The sequence below is a fragment of the Roseburia sp. AF02-12 genome, assembly GCF_003461765.1.
Taxonomy (GTDB): Bacteria; Bacillota; Clostridia; order Lachnospirales; family Lachnospiraceae; genus Roseburia_C; species Roseburia_C amylophila.
In genome coordinates this window covers 1,817,210-1,840,589 of sequence record NZ_QTXS01000001.1, presented here as the reverse complement: position 1 = coordinate 1,840,589, position 23,380 = coordinate 1,817,210, and the positions used below count along the sequence as shown (strand labels likewise).

General features: G+C 39.7%; 17 protein-coding genes. 16 read left to right on the top strand and 1 reads right to left on the bottom strand.

The features are described 5' to 3' along the window. Positions 1 to 4 precede the first annotated feature (4 nt). Entirely contained in the window at positions 5 to 445 is a 441-nt protein-coding gene (locus tag DV740_RS08975) for a helix-turn-helix domain-containing protein (RefSeq protein WP_118087887.1), read from the bottom strand. A gap of 72 nt (positions 446 to 517) precedes the next feature. On the opposite strand from DV740_RS08975, the gene DV740_RS08970 reads away from it, so the two are divergent. The 16 genes from DV740_RS08970 (at position 518) to DV740_RS08895 (ending at position 23,378) form a co-directional block, all read left to right on the top strand. Further along, entirely contained in the window at positions 518 to 985 is a 468-nt protein-coding gene (locus DV740_RS08970; RefSeq protein WP_117841544.1) for a hypothetical protein, read from the top strand. A gap of 168 nt (positions 986 to 1,153) precedes the next feature. Continuing rightward, a complete protein-coding gene (locus tag DV740_RS08965) occupies positions 1,154 to 2,431 on the top strand; it encodes a substrate-binding domain-containing protein (RefSeq protein ID WP_117841545.1) in 1,278 nt (425 codons plus the stop codon). 88 nt (positions 2,432 to 2,519) lie between these two features. Further along, the gene (locus DV740_RS08960; protein WP_117698237.1) at positions 2,520 to 4,028 is read left to right on the top strand and encodes a sugar ABC transporter ATP-binding protein; all 1,509 of its coding nucleotides are present in this window, start codon (positions 2,520 to 2,522) and stop codon (positions 4,026 to 4,028) included. A 19-nt stretch (positions 4,029 to 4,047) separates the two neighbouring features. Further along, positions 4,048 to 5,700, top strand: coding sequence for a galactose/methyl galactoside ABC transporter permease MglC (locus DV740_RS08955; RefSeq protein ID WP_117698266.1), 1,653 nt, complete (start codon positions 4,048 to 4,050; stop codon positions 5,698 to 5,700). 167 nt (positions 5,701 to 5,867) lie between these two features. After that, entirely contained in the window at positions 5,868 to 7,466 is a 1,599-nt protein-coding gene (locus DV740_RS08950; RefSeq protein ID WP_117841665.1) for a response regulator, read from the top strand. 71 nt (positions 7,467 to 7,537) lie between these two features. Further along, positions 7,538 to 9,361 carry a cache domain-containing sensor histidine kinase gene (locus DV740_RS08945; RefSeq protein ID WP_242988743.1) on the top strand — a complete coding sequence of 608 codons (1,824 nt, stop codon included), beginning with the start codon at positions 7,538 to 7,540 and terminating at the stop codon, positions 9,359 to 9,361. Continuing rightward, positions 9,348 to 10,313 carry a substrate-binding domain-containing protein gene (locus DV740_RS08940; protein WP_118087886.1) on the top strand — a complete coding sequence of 322 codons (966 nt, stop codon included), beginning with the start codon at positions 9,348 to 9,350 and terminating at the stop codon, positions 10,311 to 10,313. Before DV740_RS08945 ends, DV740_RS08940 begins: the two co-directional genes overlap by 14 nt. Beyond that, positions 10,306 to 11,343: a galactose ABC transporter substrate-binding protein gene (locus DV740_RS08935; protein WP_117698235.1), complete on the top strand. Its 1,038-nt coding sequence runs from the start codon at positions 10,306 to 10,308 to the stop codon at positions 11,341 to 11,343. Before DV740_RS08940 ends, DV740_RS08935 begins: the two co-directional genes overlap by 8 nt. An 18-nt stretch (positions 11,344 to 11,361) precedes the next feature. Then, a complete protein-coding gene (locus DV740_RS08930; protein WP_117841547.1) occupies positions 11,362 to 11,937 on the top strand; it encodes a DUF6553 family protein in 576 nt (191 codons plus the stop codon). 216 nt (positions 11,938 to 12,153) lie between these two features. Then, on the top strand, positions 12,154 to 14,085 hold the full coding sequence (locus DV740_RS08925; protein WP_118087885.1) for a [Fe-Fe] hydrogenase large subunit C-terminal domain-containing protein: 1,932 nt from the start codon (positions 12,154 to 12,156) through the stop codon (positions 14,083 to 14,085). Between the two features lie 30 nt (positions 14,086 to 14,115). Further along, positions 14,116 to 14,652 carry an ECF transporter S component gene (locus DV740_RS08920; RefSeq protein ID WP_118087884.1) on the top strand — a complete coding sequence of 179 codons (537 nt, stop codon included), beginning with the start codon at positions 14,116 to 14,118 and terminating at the stop codon, positions 14,650 to 14,652. Positions 14,653 to 14,757: 105 nt separating this feature from the next. Next, positions 14,758 to 15,321, top strand: coding sequence for a helix-turn-helix domain-containing protein (locus tag DV740_RS08915; protein WP_242994252.1), 564 nt, complete (start codon positions 14,758 to 14,760; stop codon positions 15,319 to 15,321). Further along, positions 15,252 to 16,139, top strand: a complete 888-nt coding sequence (locus DV740_RS08910) for an IS3 family transposase (RefSeq protein WP_118087882.1) — start codon at positions 15,252 to 15,254, stop codon at positions 16,137 to 16,139. Before DV740_RS08915 ends, DV740_RS08910 begins: the two co-directional genes overlap by 70 nt. A gap of 291 nt (positions 16,140 to 16,430) precedes the next feature. Continuing rightward, positions 16,431 to 18,332, top strand: coding sequence for an NPXTG-anchored protein (locus tag DV740_RS08905; RefSeq protein WP_118087881.1), 1,902 nt, complete (start codon positions 16,431 to 16,433; stop codon positions 18,330 to 18,332). Positions 18,333 to 18,506: 174 nt separating this feature from the next. Next, the gene (locus DV740_RS08900; protein WP_117841550.1) at positions 18,507 to 20,627 is read left to right on the top strand and encodes a SulP family inorganic anion transporter; all 2,121 of its coding nucleotides are present in this window, start codon (positions 18,507 to 18,509) and stop codon (positions 20,625 to 20,627) included. Positions 20,628 to 20,711: 84 nt separating this feature from the next. Beyond that, positions 20,712 to 23,378 (top strand): hybrid sensor histidine kinase/response regulator, encoded by a 2,667-nt coding sequence (locus tag DV740_RS08895; protein WP_118087880.1) that lies wholly within the window; start codon positions 20,712 to 20,714, stop codon positions 23,376 to 23,378. Positions 23,379 to 23,380 lie beyond the last annotated feature (2 nt).

Below are 23,380 nucleotides of genomic sequence, written 5' to 3'. Positions count from 1 at the left end.
AAACCTAAACTTTATAATGGAAGCTTTCATGAGAGAGTAATTCTGATAATAACCGTGGATTATATTTTTCGTCAGTCAGTATTTGAACTGCATCATCATTGAGATGCAGATCGGATACTGACTTATTTGTATGTTCACGTAGTTTGGTTCGACAAAGAAGATAATCGGTGCTTACTTGATAAAAGTCTGCAAGCGTCAGTAGATTGCCAAGTGACATATCTACATTTTCATCTTTCTCATAGTTGCCGGGTGTGGAACTTGGGATGCCGGTAGCATCAGACAATTCCTGCAATGACATTCTTTTTTCTGCGACTCTCAAATCTTTCAGCCGTTCCGGTATGGTAAGCCTTGTGTGCATAGTACAAAGGAAGTGTGGGAAGCAGGTAATCGGAAGAAAGCAATAAGGACTTGTCAAAAAAATTTTTAAAAAAATAAAACCTGCCATAATATTATTCCGTCATATAAGTGAAAACAATAATAAAAACCGGTGGAACATCGGAGAAAAGAGGAAAATATTATGGCAAAAGAAAAAAGAAATCTTTATGAAGAAGTGGAATTTGGTAACGATTATGGTTATGCAATGCAGGTAAAACGGGAAGCGGAGACACAGTTATATGAGATTCAGAAAATCTGGGGACTGGCAATTGCTGGAACGGTCTGTGGAGGTATCAGAATGATGCTGGCATTCCATCCGATTTTTATTATGATAGGATTTGTTATGGGCTGTGTTTGTTACAGCAAAGTGGGTGGTTTTGGAATAACGGCAAAATGGGCATGGAACATTGCAAAATTTGGCTGGTTTGTAGTCCCGTATTTTCCGATTGATTTATTAGTCGGTGCCATCGCATTGTGTTTAGGTTTCCTTTCCTTATTTTTCCTGCCTTTTTTCGTGGTTAATCATATCAGAAAACAGGCACAGCAGAACCAGCAGCTGGCAGAGGCATTCCTGCATACATGCCAACAGAATGATGGTGCAGCCGCATAGTTATTCGTCAAAATATATATAAAAATTATGAAATATCAAAATATTTTGATATTTCATCCAAAAAAATTCTATTCTTTCAAGATTGGTTTGTGATTATAATGAATTTAGTCGATGAGACAGGTTCGGAGAAACCAAAATCAACAAATTGCAAACCAGGAGGAAAAAAGAATGAGAAGGAAAAAATTATTAACTGTATTGGTAGCAGCAACACTTGCATTATCCATGGTTGGATGTGGCTCTTCCGGAGGAAGCGGCTCTGGTGACTCAGGAAGCACCAGCAGCGTAGCAAACAAGGATAAACCACTTTGCTGGTTTAACCGTCAGCCATCCAACAGCTCCACAGGAGAACTTGACATGGATGCATTAAATTACAACAAAGATACCTATTATGTAGGCTTCGATGCAAATCAGGGTGCTGAACTGCAGGGACAGATGGTTCTTGACTATATCAAAGAAAATGCAGCGACCATTGACCGTAACGGAGACGGAGTAATTGGTTATGTACTTGCAATCGGAGACATCGGACATAACGATTCTATTGCACGTACCCGTGGTGTCCGTTCTGCACTTGGAACCGGAGTAGATGCAAATGGAGCAATTGATTCAACACCGGCTGGTACAAACGTAGACGGTTCTGCAAAAGTTGTTCAGGATGCAACACTGGATGTAGATGGAAAGACTTATACAATTCGTGAACTTGCTTCACAGGAGATGAAGAACTCTGCTGGTGCAACATGGGATGCAGCTACAGCAGGAAATGCAATCGGAACATGGACCGCATCTTTTGGTGACCAGATTGACGTAGTTGTTTCTAATAATGATGGTATGGGAATGTCAATGTTTAATGCATGGGCAAAAGATAACAAAGTACCAACCTTCGGATACGATGCAAATAGTGATGCTGTTGCAGCTATCGCAGAAGGATATGGCGGAACAATTTCACAGCATGCAGATGTTCAGGCTTACCTGACATTAAGAGTGCTTCGTAATGCATTAGATGGAGTAGACATTGATACCGGTATCGGTACTCCGGATGATGCAGGAAACTGCTTAACAGAAGGAGAAGATTACAGATATAGTGAAGAAGAAAGATCTTACTATGCATTAAATATAGCTGTTACAGCTGATAATTATCAGGATTTCACAGACTCAACCAAGGTTTATGACAAAGTATCCAATCAGCTGGATGAAAGCAAGAGCCCAAGCAAGAAGGTATGGCTTGATATTTACAATGCTTCCGATAACTTCCTTAGCTCAACCTATCAGCCACTTCTTCAGAACTATGACAAACTTTTGAACCTTGAAGTAGATTATATCGGTGGTGATGGACAGACAGAGTCTAACATTACAAACCGTCTTGGCAACCCGGGTGAGTATGATGCATTTGCAATCAACATGGTTAAAACAGACAATGCATCATCTTATACATCACTTCTTTCAAAATAAGGTTATTGCCTGGAAGAAAACAGCATAGATACAGAAGGGCATCAGATAAAAATGGTGTCCTTCTTTTCAAAGAAAAGGAAGTAGAATTATGGCAGAGGATAAGAATAAATATGTCTTATCGATTAACGGCATGAGCAAATCGTTCGGAAGAAATAAGGTTCTGAATCATATCAATCTGAATGTCAGACCTGGAACAATCATGGGACTTATGGGTGAAAATGGTGCCGGTAAATCGACAATGATGAAATGTCTCTTCGGAACTTATCAAAAGGACGAAGGAACAATAATATTAGATGGAAAAGAAGTTAATTTTTCTGGCCCAAAGGATGCACTTGAAAATGGTGTCGCAATGGTTCATCAGGAATTAAATCAGTGTCTGGAGCGCAGTGTCATTGACAATATGTTCTTAGGACGCTATCCGAAGAATTCATTGGGAATGATTGACGAAGGAAGAATGAGAAAGGAAACTTCCGATTTATTCCGTAAACTTGGTATTACTGTTAATCTGACACAGCCAATGAAAAAAATGTCTGTATCACAGCGCCAGATGTGTGAAATTGCAAAAGCAATTTCTTATCATTCCAAAGTAATCGTATTAGACGAGCCGACTTCATCACTGACAGCACCGGAGGTTGCAAAACTTTTCAAGATGATGCGGCAGTTAAAAGAACAGGGAATTTCATTGATTTATATTTCACATAAAATGGATGAAATTTTTGAAATTTGTGATGAAATATCAGTTCTTCGGGATGGCAGCCTTGTTATGACAAAGGCAAGTAAAGATACCAATATGAATGAACTGATTTCTGCAATGGTTGGCCGTTCTTTGGATAACCGTTTTCCACCGGTAGATAACCAGCCTGGTGAAACGGTTCTTTCTATACAGAATCTTTCAACTAAGTATGCACCAAAATTACAGAATATTTCTTTTGATATTAAAGAAGGAGAAATTTTTGGACTGTATGGTCTGGTTGGAGCCGGTCGTACGGAACTATTGGAAACTATTTTTGGTATGCGTACCAGAGCGGCAGGAAATGTAATTTATAATGGAAAAGTAATGAATTTTACATCCCCGAAAGATGCAATGGATCATGGATTTGCTTTAATTACAGAAGAACGAAAAGCAAATGGACTTTTCCTGAAAGCAGATATTACATTTAATACTACAATCGCCAATATGAATCATTATAAAAATGGATTCGCACTTTCCAATGATGATATGGTTCGTGCGACGGCAGAAGAAATTAAAGTCATGCATACAAAATGTATGGGACCAGATGATATGATTTCCAGTTTGTCCGGAGGAAATCAGCAGAAGGCAATATTTGGTAAATGGCTGGAGCGCTCACCAAATATATTTATGATGGACGATCCTACAAGAGGAATTGATGTAGGTGCCAAATACGAAATATATGAATTAATTATCAATATGGCAAAACAGGGAAAAACAATCATTGTTGTATCCTCTGAGATGCCGGAAATCCTTGGAATCACAAACCGGATTGGTGTTATGTCAAATGGACATCTTGCCGGAATTGTTAATACTAAGGAAACAAGTCAGGAAGAGTTATTAAGACTCAGTGCGAAATATTTATAATCAGGAAGGAGCATTGGATATGGCAGACAGTAGTATTATTCTTTCATCCGCTGCAGAGGCAGAGCTTTTGAAGCCGATTGATGAATATGTAGGAAAAATACAGGCACAGATTGATGAACTTCGTAAGGATGGTTCAGATAAGGTGCGCAGCTTAAAAAATCACATTGCAATCGTAAAGGAAAATAAGAATTTAACAAAAGAAGAAAAGAGCAGAATGATTGCAAAGGACAAGGAAGCCTTAGAAAAGGCAAAAGCGGTAGAGTCTTCGAATAAAGACAAAGTATCAAAGCTTATCGCAGATGCAGAAGGTTATCTTGCAAAACATTATAAAAATGATTACTATCAGAAAGTTGCTGATAGCTGCAAAGCTGAGAAAGAAGCTGAAAATGCAGAATACAAAAAGATATGTGCTTCCATCAAAGCAGAGCATGAGCAGAATATGAGCAGACTCAGCGATGCAGATGAGAAAAAAGACGAGAAGTATGTTTATAAGAATAAATTATTTGATGCCCAGATGGCACATGAGTCCAGACTTCAGGAGATTAAGGACAGAAAGCATGATGCATATGCACATAAGTATCATCTGATTGACTTACTCCGTATGTCAAGATATACATTTGCACAGAAGAGAGCACAGAAATTTGAAAATTACAAATATACCTTTAATACCACACAGTTCCTTTATAAAAATGGATTGTATATTGTCATTATTTTAATCTTCATTGCTTTATGTATTATTACACCGGTTGTAAAGAATACACAGTTGCTGACAACGACAAACATCTTAAATATTCTGCAGCAGGCTTCACCAAGAATGTTCTTGGCATTAGGCGTTGCAGGACTGATTCTTTTAACAGGTACTGACCTTTCTGTTGGACGTATGGTTGGTATGGGTATGGTAACAGCAACCATCATCATGCATAACGGAATTAATACAGGTGGTGTATTTGGCCATATCTTTGACTTTACCGGTATCCCGGTTGCTGCAAGAGCAATTCTTGCATTGGCAGTCTGTATTGTACTTACAACAGCATTTTCTATGCTGGCAGGCTTCTTTATGGCGAAGTTCAAGATGCATCCGTTTATTTCAACCATGGCAAACATGCTGATTATTTTCGGACTTGTAACATATGCAACAAAAGGTGTTTCCTTCGGAGCTATTGATTCTGCAATCCCGGCTATGTTTATTCCGCAGATTGGAAAATTCCCGACAATTATCCTTTGGGCTGTTGTTGCAGTTATCGTAGTATGGTTCATCTGGAATAAAACAACATTTGGTAAGAATCTGTATGCGGTTGGTGGAAATCCTGAAGCAGCAGCAGTTTCCGGTATATCCGTATTTAAAGTAACATTAGGAGCATTTATTCTGGCAGGTATCCTGTATGGATTTGGTTCCTGGCTGGAATGTAACAGAATGGTTGGTTCCGGTAGTGCAGCATATGGACAAGGATGGGATATGGATGCTATTGCAGCCTGCGTAGTTGGTGGTGTATCCTTTACCGGTGGTATTGGTAAGATTTCCGGAGTTGTAACTGGTGTACTTATCTTTACATCCCTTACATATTCCCTTACCATTCTGGGTATTGATACAAATCTTCAGTTTATTTTCGAAGGAATCATCATTTTGGCAGCAGTAACACTTGACTGTCTGAAATATGTACAGAAAAAATAAGTAATTCGTAATCAGAATCATTCATATATAATCACCATAGGCCGCCCGCTCATCGCCAGAGATGAATGGACGGCCTAAACAATATCAGGTATTCAGAAAAAGACATTTGTCTGATATAATAAGAGCAGGAGAAGAAAGAGCTGAACATGCTGAAAGAGGAACGTCATATGGAAAAGTATAAAGTGATTTTAGTTGATGATGAAATAGAAGCAATCCAGGCAATGGAGCATAAGATGGACTGGGATGGACTGGGCTTTGAGGTGTCAGGCAGTGCAACCAATGGAGTGAAAGCCCTGGAACTGGTAGAAAATATACAGCCGGATGTTGTGATAACCGATATAAAAATGCCTTATATGAATGGCCTGGAACTGGCGCAGAAGTTAAATAATGATTATCCAAATATACATATTATTATTTTTACAGGATTTGATGAATTTGAATATGCCAAAGAGGCAGTACATCTGGAAATTGAAGAATATATGTTAAAGCCGGTAAATGCAGTTGAATTATCTGACTGCATGGAAAGATTGAAAGAGACTTTAAACAGGGAAAGAGAAGAAAAATTAAATGTTAAAAAACTGCAAAATTATTTCCAGGATGCACTTCCGGTGCTAAGGACGAATTTTTTTGTTTCGTTAATTGAAGGCAGGGTAAATGAGACAGAATATGAGAAATTTTTATCTGCCTATCAGATTCCACTGGAGGGACCCTATTATTGCAGCGTGGTATTTCATACTTCAGAGCACCATGTGCCGGAAGGAATGAATCCATTGTTGTTATCCATGTCTGTCGAGCATGAAATAAAGGAAAGGATTGCATCAGAACTCAACTGTCAGGAATTTATGTATCTTGGGAATACAGTTTTGATAGTATCGCTTGATTCAGAAGATAAGGCAACAGAACTGACAGATTTTTGCGATAGATTCTGCAGATGGGCGAACCGTGTGATTGGTGCAGTTGTAACGGCCGGTGTTGGAAGATATTGCGATAGTCTTTTGAATATCAGTAATTCTTATGAAGGTGCAAGAAAAGCAGTATCCTACCGGGTTCTTTATGGAACTGCAAGGGCTATAAATATTGCGGAAGTAGTTCCACGGGAGCAGACGGTAGCCGTACAGTCAGAAGATACGAAAATGCATGAGTTGTTTAAAACGATTTATCTTGGAAATGTAAAAGACATTGAGTCAGCAGTAGAGAGGGAAGTGGAAAAACTTCATAAAAGTGCTGCCACAGTAAATCAGTATCATTTATCAGTTATGGAGATGGTAGGTGCTTTTTACCGGTTCTGCGCCAATAATTTTATGGACTTTAATGATTTCTTTGAAGAAAAAGAAAATCTCTATGAAAAGGTGCCGGAACTGGATAAAGCAACTCTGATGAAGTGGATGAAAAAAGCAGCAGTGGCAATTAGTGAAAAGTTGAAAAGTGCAAGAAATAATACTTCAAGGCGGCTGATTACAGATGCAAAGAATGTTGTGGCAGAGCGTTATATGGAACCTGATTTTTCCCTGGATACGGTATGCTCAGTGCTTGGTGTATCCAATTCGTATTTTTCAACTATATTTAAAAAAGAAACCGGGAAATCCTTTATTACATATCTGACGGATTACCGGATGGATGTCGCAGTCAGGCTTATTGTAGAAACCAATGATAAAAGTTATGAAATTGGAGAAAAAGTAGGGTATCTGGACGCAAATTACTTCAGTTATGTGTTTAAAAAGAAATTTGGAGTATCTCCGTCAAAATACAGAAAATCACCAGAATAGGAATGTGGAGAGGTATGAATCAGAAAAAAAACAGAAAGAAAAAGCACGAAAAAAGGAATATAATTCAAAATATGATGCAGAATATTTCAGCCTGGATGGATATACAGTCACTGCTTATGACAGTTCTTTCTGCCATGACCATTGTTACAACAATAGTTATGGGATTACTGATTTATAGCCGTTTTAAAATGTCAGTAAAAGAAACCGCAATTTCCAATGCAGAAAGCCGGATAGAGAGTACAGTGGATCAGGTAAATAATGAATTGCGGAATATGAGACAGATTTGTAATGCTGTTAATTATAATATCGTACAGGAATATGATATTTCTGACCAGGAATTCAGCAGGCAGTTCAGTCTGTTGTATGAAGTAAATAATGATAAGCTGCAGAGTATGGCCCTTTATGACAGTGATGGGAAAATTATTGCAGCAGAACCAGTAGCTACCAGAGAAAAGAATCAGAAAGTAACAGAGCAGGACTGGTATAAAAGCGCTATAGATGAGATAGAAAATATACATATATCAACACCCCATATACAGGATTTGTTTGAGAATGAGACATATCAATATAACTGGGTGGTGTCTTTAAGCAGTCTTGTGGATATGAATCATGGTGACACTCCGGACAGTGGAGTATTGCTGGTTGATATGAAGTATTCCATGATAGAAGAGGTTTTAGATAACCTGAATGAAGCAGCGGGAGAGACGTATTATTATTTATGTACAGATGATGGGGAAATTCTTTATCACCCAAGAAAAGCAGAAATAGACAGGGGATTTTTTACAGAAGATAGCAGTACGGCTGCCGGTTATGCAGATGGTACATATGAGATTTCTGTGAATGGGGTAAAAAGTAATATAGTTGTGAACAGTCTATCTTATACCGGATGGAAACTGGTAGGAGTTGTACCGGAGGGGGTACAGACGGCAAGCATTAATAAGTTCCGGTATTATATAATTGCCACGGCAATTATTCTTCTGATGATGCTTTTTGTTGTGAATAAAATTATGGCAAGAAAGATTTCGAAACCGATTTTGAAATTGGATGAATCCGTAAAGTCTTATGAAACAGGAGAAAAGACTGAAATATATATAGGGGGTGCTTCAGAGATAAGGCATCTGGCATATTCTGTCCAAAATTCATATAAGCAGATAGAACAATTGATGGAAGAAATTATCCGGCAGCAGAATAAGCGGAGAAAAAGTGAAATGGATGCACTGCAAAGCCAGATTAATCCACATTTTCTTTATAATACACTGGAATCCATCACCTGGATGGTAGAGGCAAATAAGAATGAAGAAGCTGTTTTTATGATTTCGGAACTGGCAAAACTGCTTCGCATCAGTCTTTCAAAAGGAAAGACAGTGATAAGGATTTCGGAAGAATTACAACATAGCAAAAGTTATATGAACATACAGCAGATTCGTTATAAAGACCGTTTTCAGGTGGAATTTCTGATTGATAAAAACGTAGAGGAATGCTGTACTGTAAAACTGGTAGTACAGCCATTGCTTGAAAATGCAATTTATTATGGAGTAGGAAATATGGATGAAGATGAGGGTGGCAAAATTATTGTCCGCGGTGAGCAGAAAGGGAATGATATTTTCCTGTCAGTAGAGGACAATGGAATGGGCATGAGCCAGGAAGTGGTTGATAATCTTCTGACAAATAGTGAAAAAGTTCCAAAGCATGGTTCGGGAGTTGGGCTTATCAATGTGCATACCAGAATACAACTGATGTTTGGCAAAGAATATGGATTAAAAATTTACAGTGAGCCGGATGAAGGAACAAAGGCTGTAATACATATCCCGGCAATTCCTTATTCAGAGGAAAAACGTGGAGAACTTGAAAATCAGAACAGAAAAAGAGAGAGGGTAGAAGATGAAAAAAAATAAGATTACCTTTATCCTCACAGAACTGATGCTTATTGTACTGGCTGCATTTTTTATAATCAGGATTTTTTCAGATAATGAGTCTATGAAAAGAGTTGCGGTTATTGTGGAAGATTCCGGAGATAAGAGATGGGATGCATTGCTGAATGGGTTAAAACAGTCTGCGGAAAATAATAATCTGCATCTGATCATTTGTAATACAGATTTAATTGAAAGCATGGAGGATGAAGAAGAACTGATTAATGAACAACTGCAGAATAATGTAGATGCATTTGTAATCTGTCCGGCTCCGGGAAAAGAAACAAAGACTATGCTAAACCGGCTGCAGGGGGAGAAACCGTTTATACTGATTAATGAGGATACCTACGCAGAAGAGCCATCTGGTTATGCAACGGTAAAACCGGATAATTATAAGATTGGTCAGATGCTTGCGGAGCGGTTAATACAGGATGATGAAGAACAACTGGAGAATAAAAAAATCGGTGTCATTCTTGGAAAGGCAGAGACAGAGGAAAATGTGAACAGAATTGCAGGGTTAAAAGATGGACTGGAGGGAAGTGGTTGTGAAATTTCCTGGGAGTACAATTATGCCAGGGGAAACCAGAACACCAGTGAGATTATTGCATCTAAGAAACAGGTGGATTATCTGGTAATTCTGGACAATTGGGCATTAGAAGAAGTGGGGGAGGCTGCAGAAGAAAATAAGTATCACGGTGCAAAGATTTATGGAGTTGGAAGCAGTGAAAAAGCAATTGTGTTATTAGATAATCAGAATATAGAATGTCTTGTCGTACCGGATGATTATGAGACGGGGTATAAGAGTATGAATGAGATTGCAAAAAAGCTAAGGCATTCCTTTTACAAAATGAACAGTTGTAAAACAGAAGTCAGAATAATCAATAAAGAAGATTTGTATTCAAAAGATCTGGAAAGGTTTTTGTATTCATATGAGTAGAACAAGAAGAAGGACAATGGCGGTTACGGTAACACTGATAATACTGATACTGGTGCTGCCAGGATGCAATCAGAAGACAAAGCGGATAGAAAATACGCTGAGGGTGAGTGTAGTTACCTATACGCATGATGACCCGTTTATCAACGCCACGGTGGATGAACTGAAGGAAGAGTTAAAGAAGCGGGAAACAGAAGAACGGAAGATTATAACATCTGTCAGAAGTGCAGATAATGATCAGAAAGCCCAGAATGAAATTGTCGAAGAAATGATAGATGCCGGGTGTGATATTTTATGTGTAAATCTGGTTGACCGAACGGATCCGACAACCGTTATCAGACTGGCAAGACAGAATGATATCCCTGTCATTTTCTTTAACAGAGAACCGGTTCCGGAGGATTTGTCGCAGTGGAATCAACTATACTATGTAGGATGTGAGGCAAAACAGTCCGGCGAGATGCAGGGAGAAATTGCAGCAGATTACATAAAGAATCATCCTGAGGTTGACAGGAATCAGGATGGGAGAATTCAGTATATTTTACTGGAGGGAGAGGCCGGACATCAGGATGCCATCAGCCGTACAGACAGTTCGGTAAAGACACTGATAGAACAGGGAATCAATCTGGAAAAACTGAGCTACCTGTTTGCAGACTGGAACAGGGGACAGGCGGAAAATAGAATGAATCAGATTATCAGTCAGTATGGGACCGAAGTGGAGATGGTTATTTCCAACAATGATGAAATGGCATTAGGGGCAATTGAAGCTTATAAAGATGCCGGTTATAACCGGCAGGAGTGGCCGATTATATTTGGTATTGACGGATTGGAAGATGCATTAGAGGCAATACAGAATGGAACCATGCAGGGAACCGTATATAATGACAAGGAAGACCAGGCTGGAGAAATGGCAAGGCTTGCAGTGGACATTTATGATGGAAAGAATCAGGAAGTACAAAGCCTGCAGGAAGAAAAATACTATGTATCCCAGTATCGTAAAGTTGACATCAGTAATGTTGAAGATTTTATAAAATAGTGACGAAGAGGAAATATTATGCAGGAAGATTCAAAGTGGCTGAATGATTTTTATCAGGAAGTTAATGCTGGAAAAAGAATGGAACTATGGCAGAAGCACGGGTGTACGGAACAAGCAGAAGGAGATACTTTCCGGGAGCAGCTTTTATATGCTCGATATGGAAAGAAGAAAAAGAAAGAGGATACCTTTATTGGTTATCTGATGCAGATGAAATATCTTTCGGAAAGTACCGGAGTAGATTTTTCGGGACAGCGGAAGAAACAGGCAGTTGAAATCATAAATGGGTTATATCTTCTGGATGCAGAGAACCGAAGCCGGGTGGAACAGGAGATACTTCAGGCAGAATTAAAGAATACGTTTCTTACATTTATGGATGTGAGTAAAAAGGGAAGAGGTTTCACCTCTTTAGTATTTGGAATGGGACAGCTGTCAGAGGAAGGAATTGCTAAAAAAATAGCAGAGCAGATAAGTGCAATTGCATTTACAATGCCACATAAATTTCATATGGACAGGGAATTTGCAGTTTTGCAGAAAGCTGCGTTGGAAGCATTCCGGCAGCAATACCCTGAGCGGGAGCATTTTCTGATGAAATAGCAACAGACTTCTGTTGGACAATAGAGGCAAGGGCTATTTCTTGTTCAAAAAGTGTCGAAAATTGCGGGAAATCGTAAGAATATATCATATAAAAACATGAAAATTTGACAATTTTATTGAGAAATAATATTATTAACGAATAGACAAATATGAGATATTATTTGTTGAAATTGAAAAAAGGTAGCTTATGAATATAAGTAAAGGGTGGTGCTTGAAATGAGTCTGGTTTTTACCAATGACAACTGTATTGGGTGTAACAAATGTATTCGCGTGTGTCCTTGTCCGGGGGCATGTGTGGCAGTAACAGAAGAAGATGGAACAGAGCGGATTCAGGTAGATCCGGCAAGGTGTATTGGCTGTGGTGCATGTATGGATGCCTGCAAGCATGGTGCAAGAGAGTTTGAAGATGATACGGAGCAATTCTTTGCAGACCTTGCAAAAGGTGAGAAAATATCCATACTATTAGCTCCGGCGTTCAAGGCAAACTATCCTGAAGATTATGAGAGGGTATTGGGAGGATTAAAGAATCTTGGAGTGAACCGTATAATCAGTGTATCTTTCGGTGCAGACATTACAACCTGGGGATATCTTAATTATGTAAAGAAATACAACTTTACCGGTGGAATTTCCCAGCCATGTCCGGCAATTGTGGGATATATTGAACACTACTTACCGGAGCTTCTTCCAAAGTTATTCCCGGTACACAGTCCGATGATGTGCAGCGCAATTTATGCAAAGCAGGAGATGGGAATTACAGATAAACTGGCATTTATCAGTCCGTGTGTTGCAAAATGGTCAGAGATTCATAACCCGGATACAGAAGGCTATGTATCGTATAATGTGACATTTGACCATTTGATGAAATATGTAAGAGAACATAATATATCAGGCACATTTGCCAGTGATGAAATTGAATATGGACTTGGTTCCATCTATCCGATGCCGGGTGGCTTGAAGGAAAATGTATACTGGTTCTTAGGGGACGATGTATATATACGCCAGATAGAAGGAGAGAAACACACATATCGTTATTTAGAGGAGCATAAGGAAGAAATTGCAAAGGGCATGAATAAAGAATTATTCATTGACGCATTAAACTGTGGAATGGGTTGTATTTACGGAACCGGTGTTGAAGAGGAAATTGCAGGAACAGATAAAGCTTTATATAATATCCATCAGATACAGGAGAACTGTAAGAAGAATACGAAGAACAGTGCATGGTCAAGGAAACTGACTCCGGCACAGCGGCTTGCAAAATTAAATAAGCAGTTCTCAAAATTAGAACTGGAGAATTATCTTAGAAAATATACAGACTGCTCCGAAGAGTGTAATTATAAACTTCCGTCTACAGAGGAACTGAATCAGATTTATGATGAGATGGGCAAGAAGACTAAGGAAGCAAGATGCATTGACTGTGAATGCTGTGGCTATGAAAGCTGTGAAAAGATGGCATTGGCTATTTATAATGGCTTCAATAAGAAGGAAAATTGTATTCATTTTGTAAAGGATACCGTAGAGGAAGAGAAGAAGAGAGCATTAGAACTTGCTGATGAAATCAAGGCAGAAAAAGATGCAGTGGAGAAACAGCAGGAGAATATTAAAACAACGGTGGAGACAGTCAATGACTTGTTTGTATCACTCTATGATTCTGTGGATGATATGGTGAATGGAAACGAAAGTAATGCGACGGAATGCAGTGCAGTATCAGAGGAAATTGGTAATGTGTCTGAATTCTGTGAGAAGCTGACTGGCAGAATGCAGGAGATTGATATGCTGTTGGAATCTATGGCAGAGAATAATCAGGAAGTAGTCTCCATTGCTGCACAGACTAACCTTCTGGCATTGAATGCCAATATCGAAGCAGCCCGTGCAGGAGAGGCGGGAAGAGGTTTTGCAGTAGTTGCAGATGAGATAAATAAACTGGCCATGAATTCCAAGGATACGGCATCCCGGAGTACAGAGAGCCAGGCAAAGGTAAAAGAATCCATTGTGGAGATTATCAAAGATGCAGATGAGCTGGCAAATGTTGTAAATGATACCGGTAACCGGATTCAGAATCTTGCCGCAGCAACGGAGGAGATTGCAGCATCGTCCAATGTGATTTTAAGTGCCGCAAATAGTGTAAAGAGCACACTGGAACAATTATAAAAACATCGGGCAGGATAGGAGAAAAACATCATGAAAACCAGACAAATTACAGTTACTGCAATTATGCTTGCAATCTGTATTGCAAGTCAGTTCTTTAAGAACTTAAGTGTATACATAACAGGACCAGTTATCAATGCAGCATTAATCTTAACTGTATTGTATGCGGGACTGGCATGCGGAATTATTTTAAGTATTATTACACCGGTTACTGCATTCTTTATTACCGGAAGCCCGGTAATGGCAGCCATTCCGGCAATGTTTCCATGCATTATGGCAGGAAATGCCATTCTGGTGCTTTGTATAGCGTTGCTTAAGGGGAAGCTTGGTAGTAAAGCAGGATTCCCGGTTTCTATTGTAATCGGTTCTATCTTAAAAGGATTATTTATGGGAGTTGTAATTTCCCTGGTTATTTTACCAAATATGCTTCCGGAGAAAATGGCACCAATGTTAAAGGTATTGCAGCTTCAGTTCTCATTTACCCAGGTAGTTACCGCACTGATTGGTGGAGTGTATGCATTTATTATTGCGGCAGCATTAAGAAAGACTTCATTAGGCAAGCAGGATTAGTAGAGTACGAACAGAATAAAAATAAAAATGGAATCCCCCGGAGCAGGCGGTTAATAATATGATATGTACCCTCTTTACTGGACAACCAGTAAGGAGGGTGTTTTTATGCGTTATAGTTATGAGTTTAAACTGATGTGTGTTGAATTGTATCATTCAGGTTCGTATCCAGATATCCCAGAGGGTACGAATCCAGATACTCTCAAAAGACATATACGAGAATGGTCTGGATTGGTTGATTTACATGGTCCAGAAGTTTTAAAACATAAGGTGTTCAATAAAGTGTGGACACCAGAAGAAAAGCTTGAACTGGTTTTAATGGTTATTGCAGGTATACCAAGGAGAAAAGTTGCCATAGAAGCAGGAATCAGCGCAGGAATGCTTTATCAATGGGTATACAAATATAAATCACAAGGATATAATGGATTAGCAGAAAGTAAAAAAGGACGTCCAACAAAGGAATCAAGAATGAAGAAGTCAACAAATCCATTACCTTTAACAGAATCAGAACGAGAAGAACTGATACGCTTGAGAGCTGAAAACGAATATATCAAAGCCGAGAATGAAGTAATAAAAAAACGGATCGCCTTGAGGCAAGAAAAATGGGCTGCGCAACTCAAGGCGAAAAAGCAGCAATCATCAAAAAACTTAGAGAAAAAGGATACCAATTAAAATATCTCCTTAAAGCAATGCACATGGCTAGATCTACTTACTATTTTGAGATTAGCAGAAACGATGTTGTTGCCAAACGCAATCAAGAAATACTAGAAGAAATAAAAAGTGTTTTTGTTGAGAACAAGCGCAGGTATGGTGTAAGACGGGTTCACCAGGAACTTATTAATCGCGGGTATCAGGTGAACCATAAAAGAGTTCAGCGTCTTATGCATGAAGCAGGTCTAGCCGGAAAAAGACCAAAGGAGAAGTATCATTCTTATAAGGGTGAAGTTGGTAAGATTGCTGACAACATAATAGACAGGGATTTCAGTACAACTTTGCCTTTACAAAAATGGACCACAGATGTATCACAGTTCAATTTTTCATGGGGAAAGTGTTATATTTCTCCAGTGCTAGATATGAATACAAATGAAATCATCTCATATGATTTATCCATGAGTCCTAATCTTGAACAGATAAAAAGAATGCTGAATAAAGCATTTGAAAAATTTCCTTCAGTTGAAGGATTGATATTTCATTCAGATCAAGGCTGGCAGTATCAACATGCTTATTTTAGAAATGCTTTACAGGAACATGGCATTATACAATCCATGTCACGAAAAGGTAATTGTTATGATAATTGTATTATGGAGACGTTCTTTGGACGATTAAAAAATGAAATGTATTATGGCTATGAAAAAAACTATTCTTCTTTCGAAGAATTTTCACAAGCGGTTGAAGAATATATAGATTATTATAATAACAAAAGAATTCAGGCAAAAACAAAATGGATGCCGCCTGTACAATACAGGATAGCATCCATGTGTTCAGTCTAGTTCGTAAATATGTGTCCAGGATTCTGGGTACATATCAAATAACCCAAATCTGTTTCGGGGGATTTTTGGTTATGCGATAATTGGAAAAACTTGCAAAGCGTGTTTCTCGTAGTTGCCGGGTACCCGTAAAAAGCTGCCGGCAGCTATTGGTGCGGGTTTTGTAGATTGAAATTCTGCCCCAAAAAGCTGGGTGAGATAAATTTCTCATATTTTGAAACGGATGTAGACTGCACAGAATCTATCGTTTTCCTTATAGTGTTTTTATAATACGAAGAAAGGAAGGATAGATTTATGAAAATGAAACGTGCTTTAAAATGTATTGGTGCAGTGGCACTGGCAGCATCCCTGATGATGGTTCCGTCCATGATTCCGGTGCAGGCATCAAATGGACCATGCATGGAAGGAGAGTTTGCATTTGCCAATATTCAATTGAATGATACGGTTGTATTTTCCACCAATGAGAAAAATACAGTGGACGGAGCGTCTTATGACCAGGCAAGCAATACGCTGACCTTAACCAATTATGACCATCCGGATGTTGCACTTTATACCAACATGATGGGAGACGATTTTAAATTGAATCTGGTAGGCAGTAATAAGCTGCAGAATCTTGGAATCTGGCATGGCGGCTGGGGCGGCTCCCTGACAATCTGCGGTTCCGGAAGCCTTACCGTCAATGAAAACAGAAAGAACCCGGATGGTATTGAATTATTTGCAGAAGGCGGCAAGTCGCTGCTGACGGTTTCCGGGGACAGTACAGTAACGGTATATCGTGGAACTGACGGATGTCCGTTTGGTTCATCCTGGAATTATATGTCATCACCGATTGTGGCAAAGGGACAGGTTAATGACATGAAGATGCAGGCAGAGCATCCTTTTGAAATGATTCAGGTATATGGTGGTTATTTTGGAACTGATATCAGTCCGGTCCAGAGTGATGTGTATACAAAAACCGGAGAAGAAGGCCGGTTTGTTATAACAGAAGTAACCGATATGTCCGGAAATAAGACCTACCGGATTGAAAAATTGCAGGAATGCACTACGCTGGGTGCAGAGGTAGCAATAACTGTAGAAGATAAGCTTACGGATATTTCGGCATATACAGCAAATGGAGAGATAGCAGCTTATTATTCCACTACGATGGCAAGTGGAGGAAGTGATGCCTGTCTGGTAAAGAAACAGGATACGGGAGACACCTTTATTTATAGAGGAACCTATTATGAGGCTGGTAATTCTTACCGGATTCTTTGTCCGATTCTTATGAGTTATACGGATTATAATACACAGGAAACCAGATATCTTATGGACGCAGCACATCCGGTTATGAAAGAGCTTGTAGAAAACATGGCGCTTGCGGAAGATACCTTACCGGCTGGTTATGAATTTGAAGGAAAAGAAGTAGAGAATGTTTACAATGTATATTCCGGGGCGGATGTGATTTCCTTTACACCGAAGCAGGTTGTAGTGAATGGCGTAGTGGATGTAACAGATGGAGATACCGTTATTTCCGACAATGGATTCCGGCAGATATTGGCAGAGAATCAGACAAAGGACATTGTTATCAAATCCAATGATGAGCTTTCCTTTACCTTTGGAAAAGGAACCATGTCAGCCGTTGATAATGTTTCCAGCTATGATTTTGGAGTAAAGCTTGTAAAAGATTACAGTGAGCTGGGCACGCTTCCAAATGCAGTAAATAAGAATATTTTCATTGAACAGATTAAGTATAATTATTCCGGTCAGCTTCCGGCAGAAGCACAGATTCGTATTTTTGTGGGAACCCGGTATGCCGGAAAGACATTATATTACAGCCGGTTATTTGACAATGGAACGATTTTAAATATTGATGCGGGAGTAGTAGATTCAGAAGGATATCTGACCGTAAAACAGAATCATTGCTCTACTTATCTTATTACCACAGAAAAGCTGGCAGATACGGCTGCCACAGGAAATGGTGGTACAACATCCGGAAATGGCGGTACAACTTCCGGAAGTGACAGTACAGTTTCCGGTGGTGCGGCTGGAACAGCAGCAAATGCATCAACAACAGCAAATAGCCAGCCAACCGTAAAGACATCCGGTAAACCAAAGACAGGTGATAATTCTGCAATTGCAGTTTGTATGGCATTGATTGCAGCAGGTTGTGGAGGAATGTTTGTTTTCAGAAGAAAGATGGCAACTGAAAATGAATAATCAGAAATAAAAAAGAATAATCAGAATGGAATAAACAGAACAGAATAATTAGAACAACCAGAACAGAAAGGACAGGCACGGATAAAGAGCCTGTCCTTTCTGCTGCCAAAAGAATTGTGCAATCATCTTATTTGCCGTATAATAAAAAATAATATAGTAGAAAGAAGCGATAATATGCGCATACAACTTGCAGCTACCATTCGTAAATATGATAAAAAAAATTTTCCAAAGGATATTCTGGCCGGTATTATTATTATGGCAGTTTCCATTCCGATAGCTATGGGCTATGCACAGATTGCAGGACTTCCGGCAGTCTATGGTCTGTATGGTTCCATTTTCCCAATTCTGATATTTGCACTGTGTTCGACTTCACCACAGTTTATTTTTGGCGTAGATGCGGCACCGGCAGCCTTAATCGGTTCGGCACTGGTGGGACTTGGTATTGAGAGTGGAAGCAGTGAAGCAATTGCAGCAGTGCCGGTACTTACTTTCTTTGTGGCAGTCTGGTTATTGGCGTTTTATTTTATGAAAGCAGGAAAACTGGTGAACTATATTTCGGCACCGGTTATGGGTGGATTTATTACCGGAATCTGCACCACGATTATTCTGATGCAGGTACCAAAGTTAATGGGCGGTACCGCCGGCGTTGGAGAACTCATTGAGCTGGTGGAGCATATCGGGCAGACGAAGGTGAATCTGCCATCACTGATTTTAGGCGGCATTTCCCTTCTGATACTTCTTGTATCAAAGAAAATAATGCCGAAATTTCCAATGGCAGTGCTTTTAATGGCAGCAGGAGCAGTAATGACAAAATTTTTTCCGGTGAGGGAATGGGGAATCCAGACGCTGTCTGCAGTAGAACCGGGACTTCCACAGTTTGTGATTCCGGATATCCGCATGCTTCCGATGAAAGAGGTAGTAACTATCAGCCTTTCGGTGGCAGTGGTCATTATGGCAGAAACGCTTCTGGCAGAAAATAATTTCGCACAGAAGAATGGATATCGAATGAATGATAATCAGGAAATTTTTGCATTCTCCATGGGAAATTTCCTGGCAGCATTTACAGGCTGCTGTCCTATTAATGGCTCTGTTTCAAGAACTGCAATGGGAGAACAGTATCAGAGTAAGACACAGCTGACCGGAATCATAGCCGGTTTATCCATGCTGGTATTGCTGCTTTGCGGAACCGGATTTATCGGCTATCTTCCGATTCCGATGCTGACGGCAATTGTAATTTCTGCATTACTTGGGGCAACGGAATTTGAGCTTGCTGCAAGATTGTTGAAGGTCAGCCGTACAGAATTCTTCATTTTCTTAGGAGCATTCTTTGGCGTGCTGGTGCTTGGAACCATCAATGGCGTTTTGATTGGCATTATACTTTCCTTTACTGAGATGATTATCCGTACTGCCAAGCCATCAAGATGTTTTCTTGGAATCCAGCCGGGACATCGCCATTTCCGGGATTTAAAAGAAAGTCATCAGATACATGCGATAGAAGGCGTTCTGATATACCGGTTCAGCAGTAATCTCTTTTTTGCTAATGTGCAGATGTTAAAGCGGGACATTGAAGACAATATAAAAGAGGATACGAAGGCAGTCATTTTAGATGCCAGTGCTATCGGCTCCATGGATATTACAGCGGCGGATCAGTTGGAAATGCTGTATCAGGGTCTTAAGAAACGTGGTATCTGTTTTTATATTACAGAACATATTGCAGATTTGAATGAACAGATGCGAAAGCTTGGTCTGGGACACATCATAGAAGAGGGCAGCGCAAGAAGAACAATACATATTGCTTTAAAGGATATGGGTTATGAACGTCCTTATCCGCTGGAGGGCGGTGTAGACAATAAACAGCGCAGTGCCTCAAGAAAGAGGGCGGATAACCGGGTGCAGGAATTTGTCTGGGCATTTGGTTCGGAAACTGAAGATGCTATAGAGCGGCAGATTGTGGCACAGATAGAACAGCTGAAAAAGACAGGAGATGTGGAAAAGCTGTTACATGGAAGCTGGTCCCATATGGAAGAACTGGACGAAGATGAGTGGCTGGAGCATTTAGAGGAGCATTTGAAAGAGATTGTTAATATTTCCGGTAAAGATGAAAGAACGCTGGCTATGCGGTTAGAGGAACATCGACGGGAAGTACATGAGCGTATTGCAAAGGAACATCCGGAACTGGCAGAGCGCTTTAAAGAACGCCGGCATGCGTTAGACGAACATCTGAAGGAACGGAGACCGGAGGTTTATGCACTGGTAGAGGACTTAAGGGAAAAACGGACTTCAGGAAAGATTTAATTAGGCAGAGACATCTTGCTTTTTCGACAAAATTTGCAGGAACCAGTCTGATAATCTGAAACAGATTGGAAGGTATTATGCGGGATGAAAAAGGAAAAGCAGGAAAAAAGGTTTTTTACGGTATTGATTGTATGTATTGTGGTTATGGCTTTGATATTTGGCTGGATGTCAAAAGACCTTGGGGGTTCAAATCAATACATTGATAAGAACAGCAAACAGAGTTTATCTGAACTGATGGAACAGATGGAGCGTGCTTACCGGAACCGTCTGGAGATTACTTATGAACAGATAGATTCTATTGAAAAATATATGTTCGGGGATGGGGAAAGGGAAGCAGAACTGAAAGATTACCAGAACTATTTTGACTCTATGGAAAGTAATATGGTGCGGGATATTGTCTTTGTCAATGATGAAGGTGAATATCTGTGCATGCGTGGACTGAATGGCAGAATACAGATGCAGGATGGATTGTCAGAATTATTTGGTGAGAATAAAGGAATTGCCCAGTACTGTACCTGGAAGGATGGAGAGGAAATCTTTATAATTGCAAAATCAGTAGATTCTTTTTTGGTCAATGGGGAAGAATATGAAGCAATTGCATTTCTATTCCGGCCACAGATTATTAACGATCTTTTTGTAACGTCTGCTTATAACGGACAGGCTAATATCTATGTCATGGATGAAAACGGAGAAGTGGCATATGCAAGCATTAATAATGAGCCGGGTGAAGTAACCATAAATTATAATCTGTTTGATAGTTACCATGAACAAAAGATTATGAATAAGAAAGATTATGAAAAAGTGAAGTCGGACTATGCAGAACGCAGCTCCGGGTGTATAACCCTGGAACGTGAAAATGAGTCCGACTATTTTTCGTATCGTGCATTAAAAGGAACACAGTATATGATAGCCTGTGAAGTGGACATTACGATTGTGCAGAATGTACTGGCAGATTATCAGATTATGATGTTGCATATCTGGCTGACAGTGACCTGCATTATCATTGCAATGTTAGCAGCACTGGGTATTAGTATTCTATGGATTTATAATGAAAAGAATAAGGTAGCTTACGCGAGACGAAATGCAATGCAGCAGGCAGAAGCAGCAGAGAAGCTGGAAGAAGTCAATACTGCATTGGAAGAGACGGTGCTGTTTGCAAATACGGCAAAAGCAGAGGCAGAGCGTGCCAATGAGGCGAAAAGTGTATTTTTATCCAATATGAGCCATGATATGCGGACTCCTTTAAATGCGGTTATGGGACTGGCTACACTGATTTCAAGAGATGCTGAAAATTCGGATTGTGTTCGGGAATATGCAAGAAAACTGACTTATTCAGGGGAACATCTGCTTGGACTCATTAATGATGTCCTTGATATGTCGAAGATTGAGGCCGGTAAAACGGTCCTTAATATTATGAACACGAATATTGCTGAACTGGTGGAAGAACTGGATATGATTATCCGTTCACAGACCAGAGAGAAGGGGCAGGAATTCATGATTTATGTACATCGGATAGAAACAGAAGAAGTGGAAGCAGATAAATTACGTCTGAAGCAGATACTGCTGAACATTTTATCCAATGCAGTAAAATATACCCCAAAGGGCGGTAAGATAGTATTTGATATTACAGAAGTACCAAAGAAAAAGGGAAACTTTGCACAGTATCAGTTCCGGATCAGTGATAATGGACAGGGGATGGGTGAAGAGTATCTTAAGAATCTTTTTGACCCATTCAGCCGGGAAGTGCAAAGCACTGTTAATCCGGTTTCCGGAACGGGTCTTGGAATGCCAATTGCCAAGAGCCTGGTGGAGTTAATGGGTGGAAGCATTCATGTGGAGAGTAAGCTTGGAAAAGGAACTACTTTTGAGGTGATTTTGAATTTCCGGAAAATAAAGTACCAGGAGAAGGTTAACTGGTGGAAACTGCAGAAGATAAGCCAGGTACTGGTGGTTGATGATGAGAGTGAATCAGGAAGATATATTATGGATACGCTGCATCCGTTTGGGATTGATGTGCAGACAGCAGATTCTGGCGAAATGGCGGTTCATATGGCAGAACAGGCTGTGGAAGCCGGAAAAACAAAGACCTGGGATGTTGTAATTATAGACTGGAAGATGCCGGGAATGGATGGTGTTACTACAGCAGAAAAATTGCATCAGATTCTGGGAGAGAAAACAGTATTACTGCTTTTTGCCTATGATTGTAAGGAGATAGAAGAAGCAGCGGGTTATGCTGGAATTCAAAGTATTTTAAGCAAGCCGTTTTTTGTGACAAATTTTAAACGGTGCATCGAACAGGCAAGAAAAGAGCAGCAATTGCAGGGAAAAGGACAAGCAACAGAAAAAGAGAAAATGACATTAAAAGGGATGCGTTTTCTGATAGCAGATGATAATGATTTAAATGCAGAAATATTGGAAGAACTGTTAAAAATGGAAGGTGCAGACTGTGACCGGGCAGTAAATGGCAAGAAAGCAGTAGAAATGTTTGCAAGAGCGGAGGAAGGACGATATAATATTATTTTAATGGACATTAAGATGCCTGTTATGAATGGCTATGATGCAACGAAAGAAATCCGGAGACTTAAGAAGAAGGAAGCAGCGAAAATACCGATTTTTGCCATGACTGCCAATGCCTTTGCGGAAGATATCCGGACCTGTATGGAAGTAGGAATGGATGCACACATTGCCAAACCGGTGGATCTGGATTTATTGGAAGAAAACATCCGGATTTATATGCAGGCAAAAGCATAACA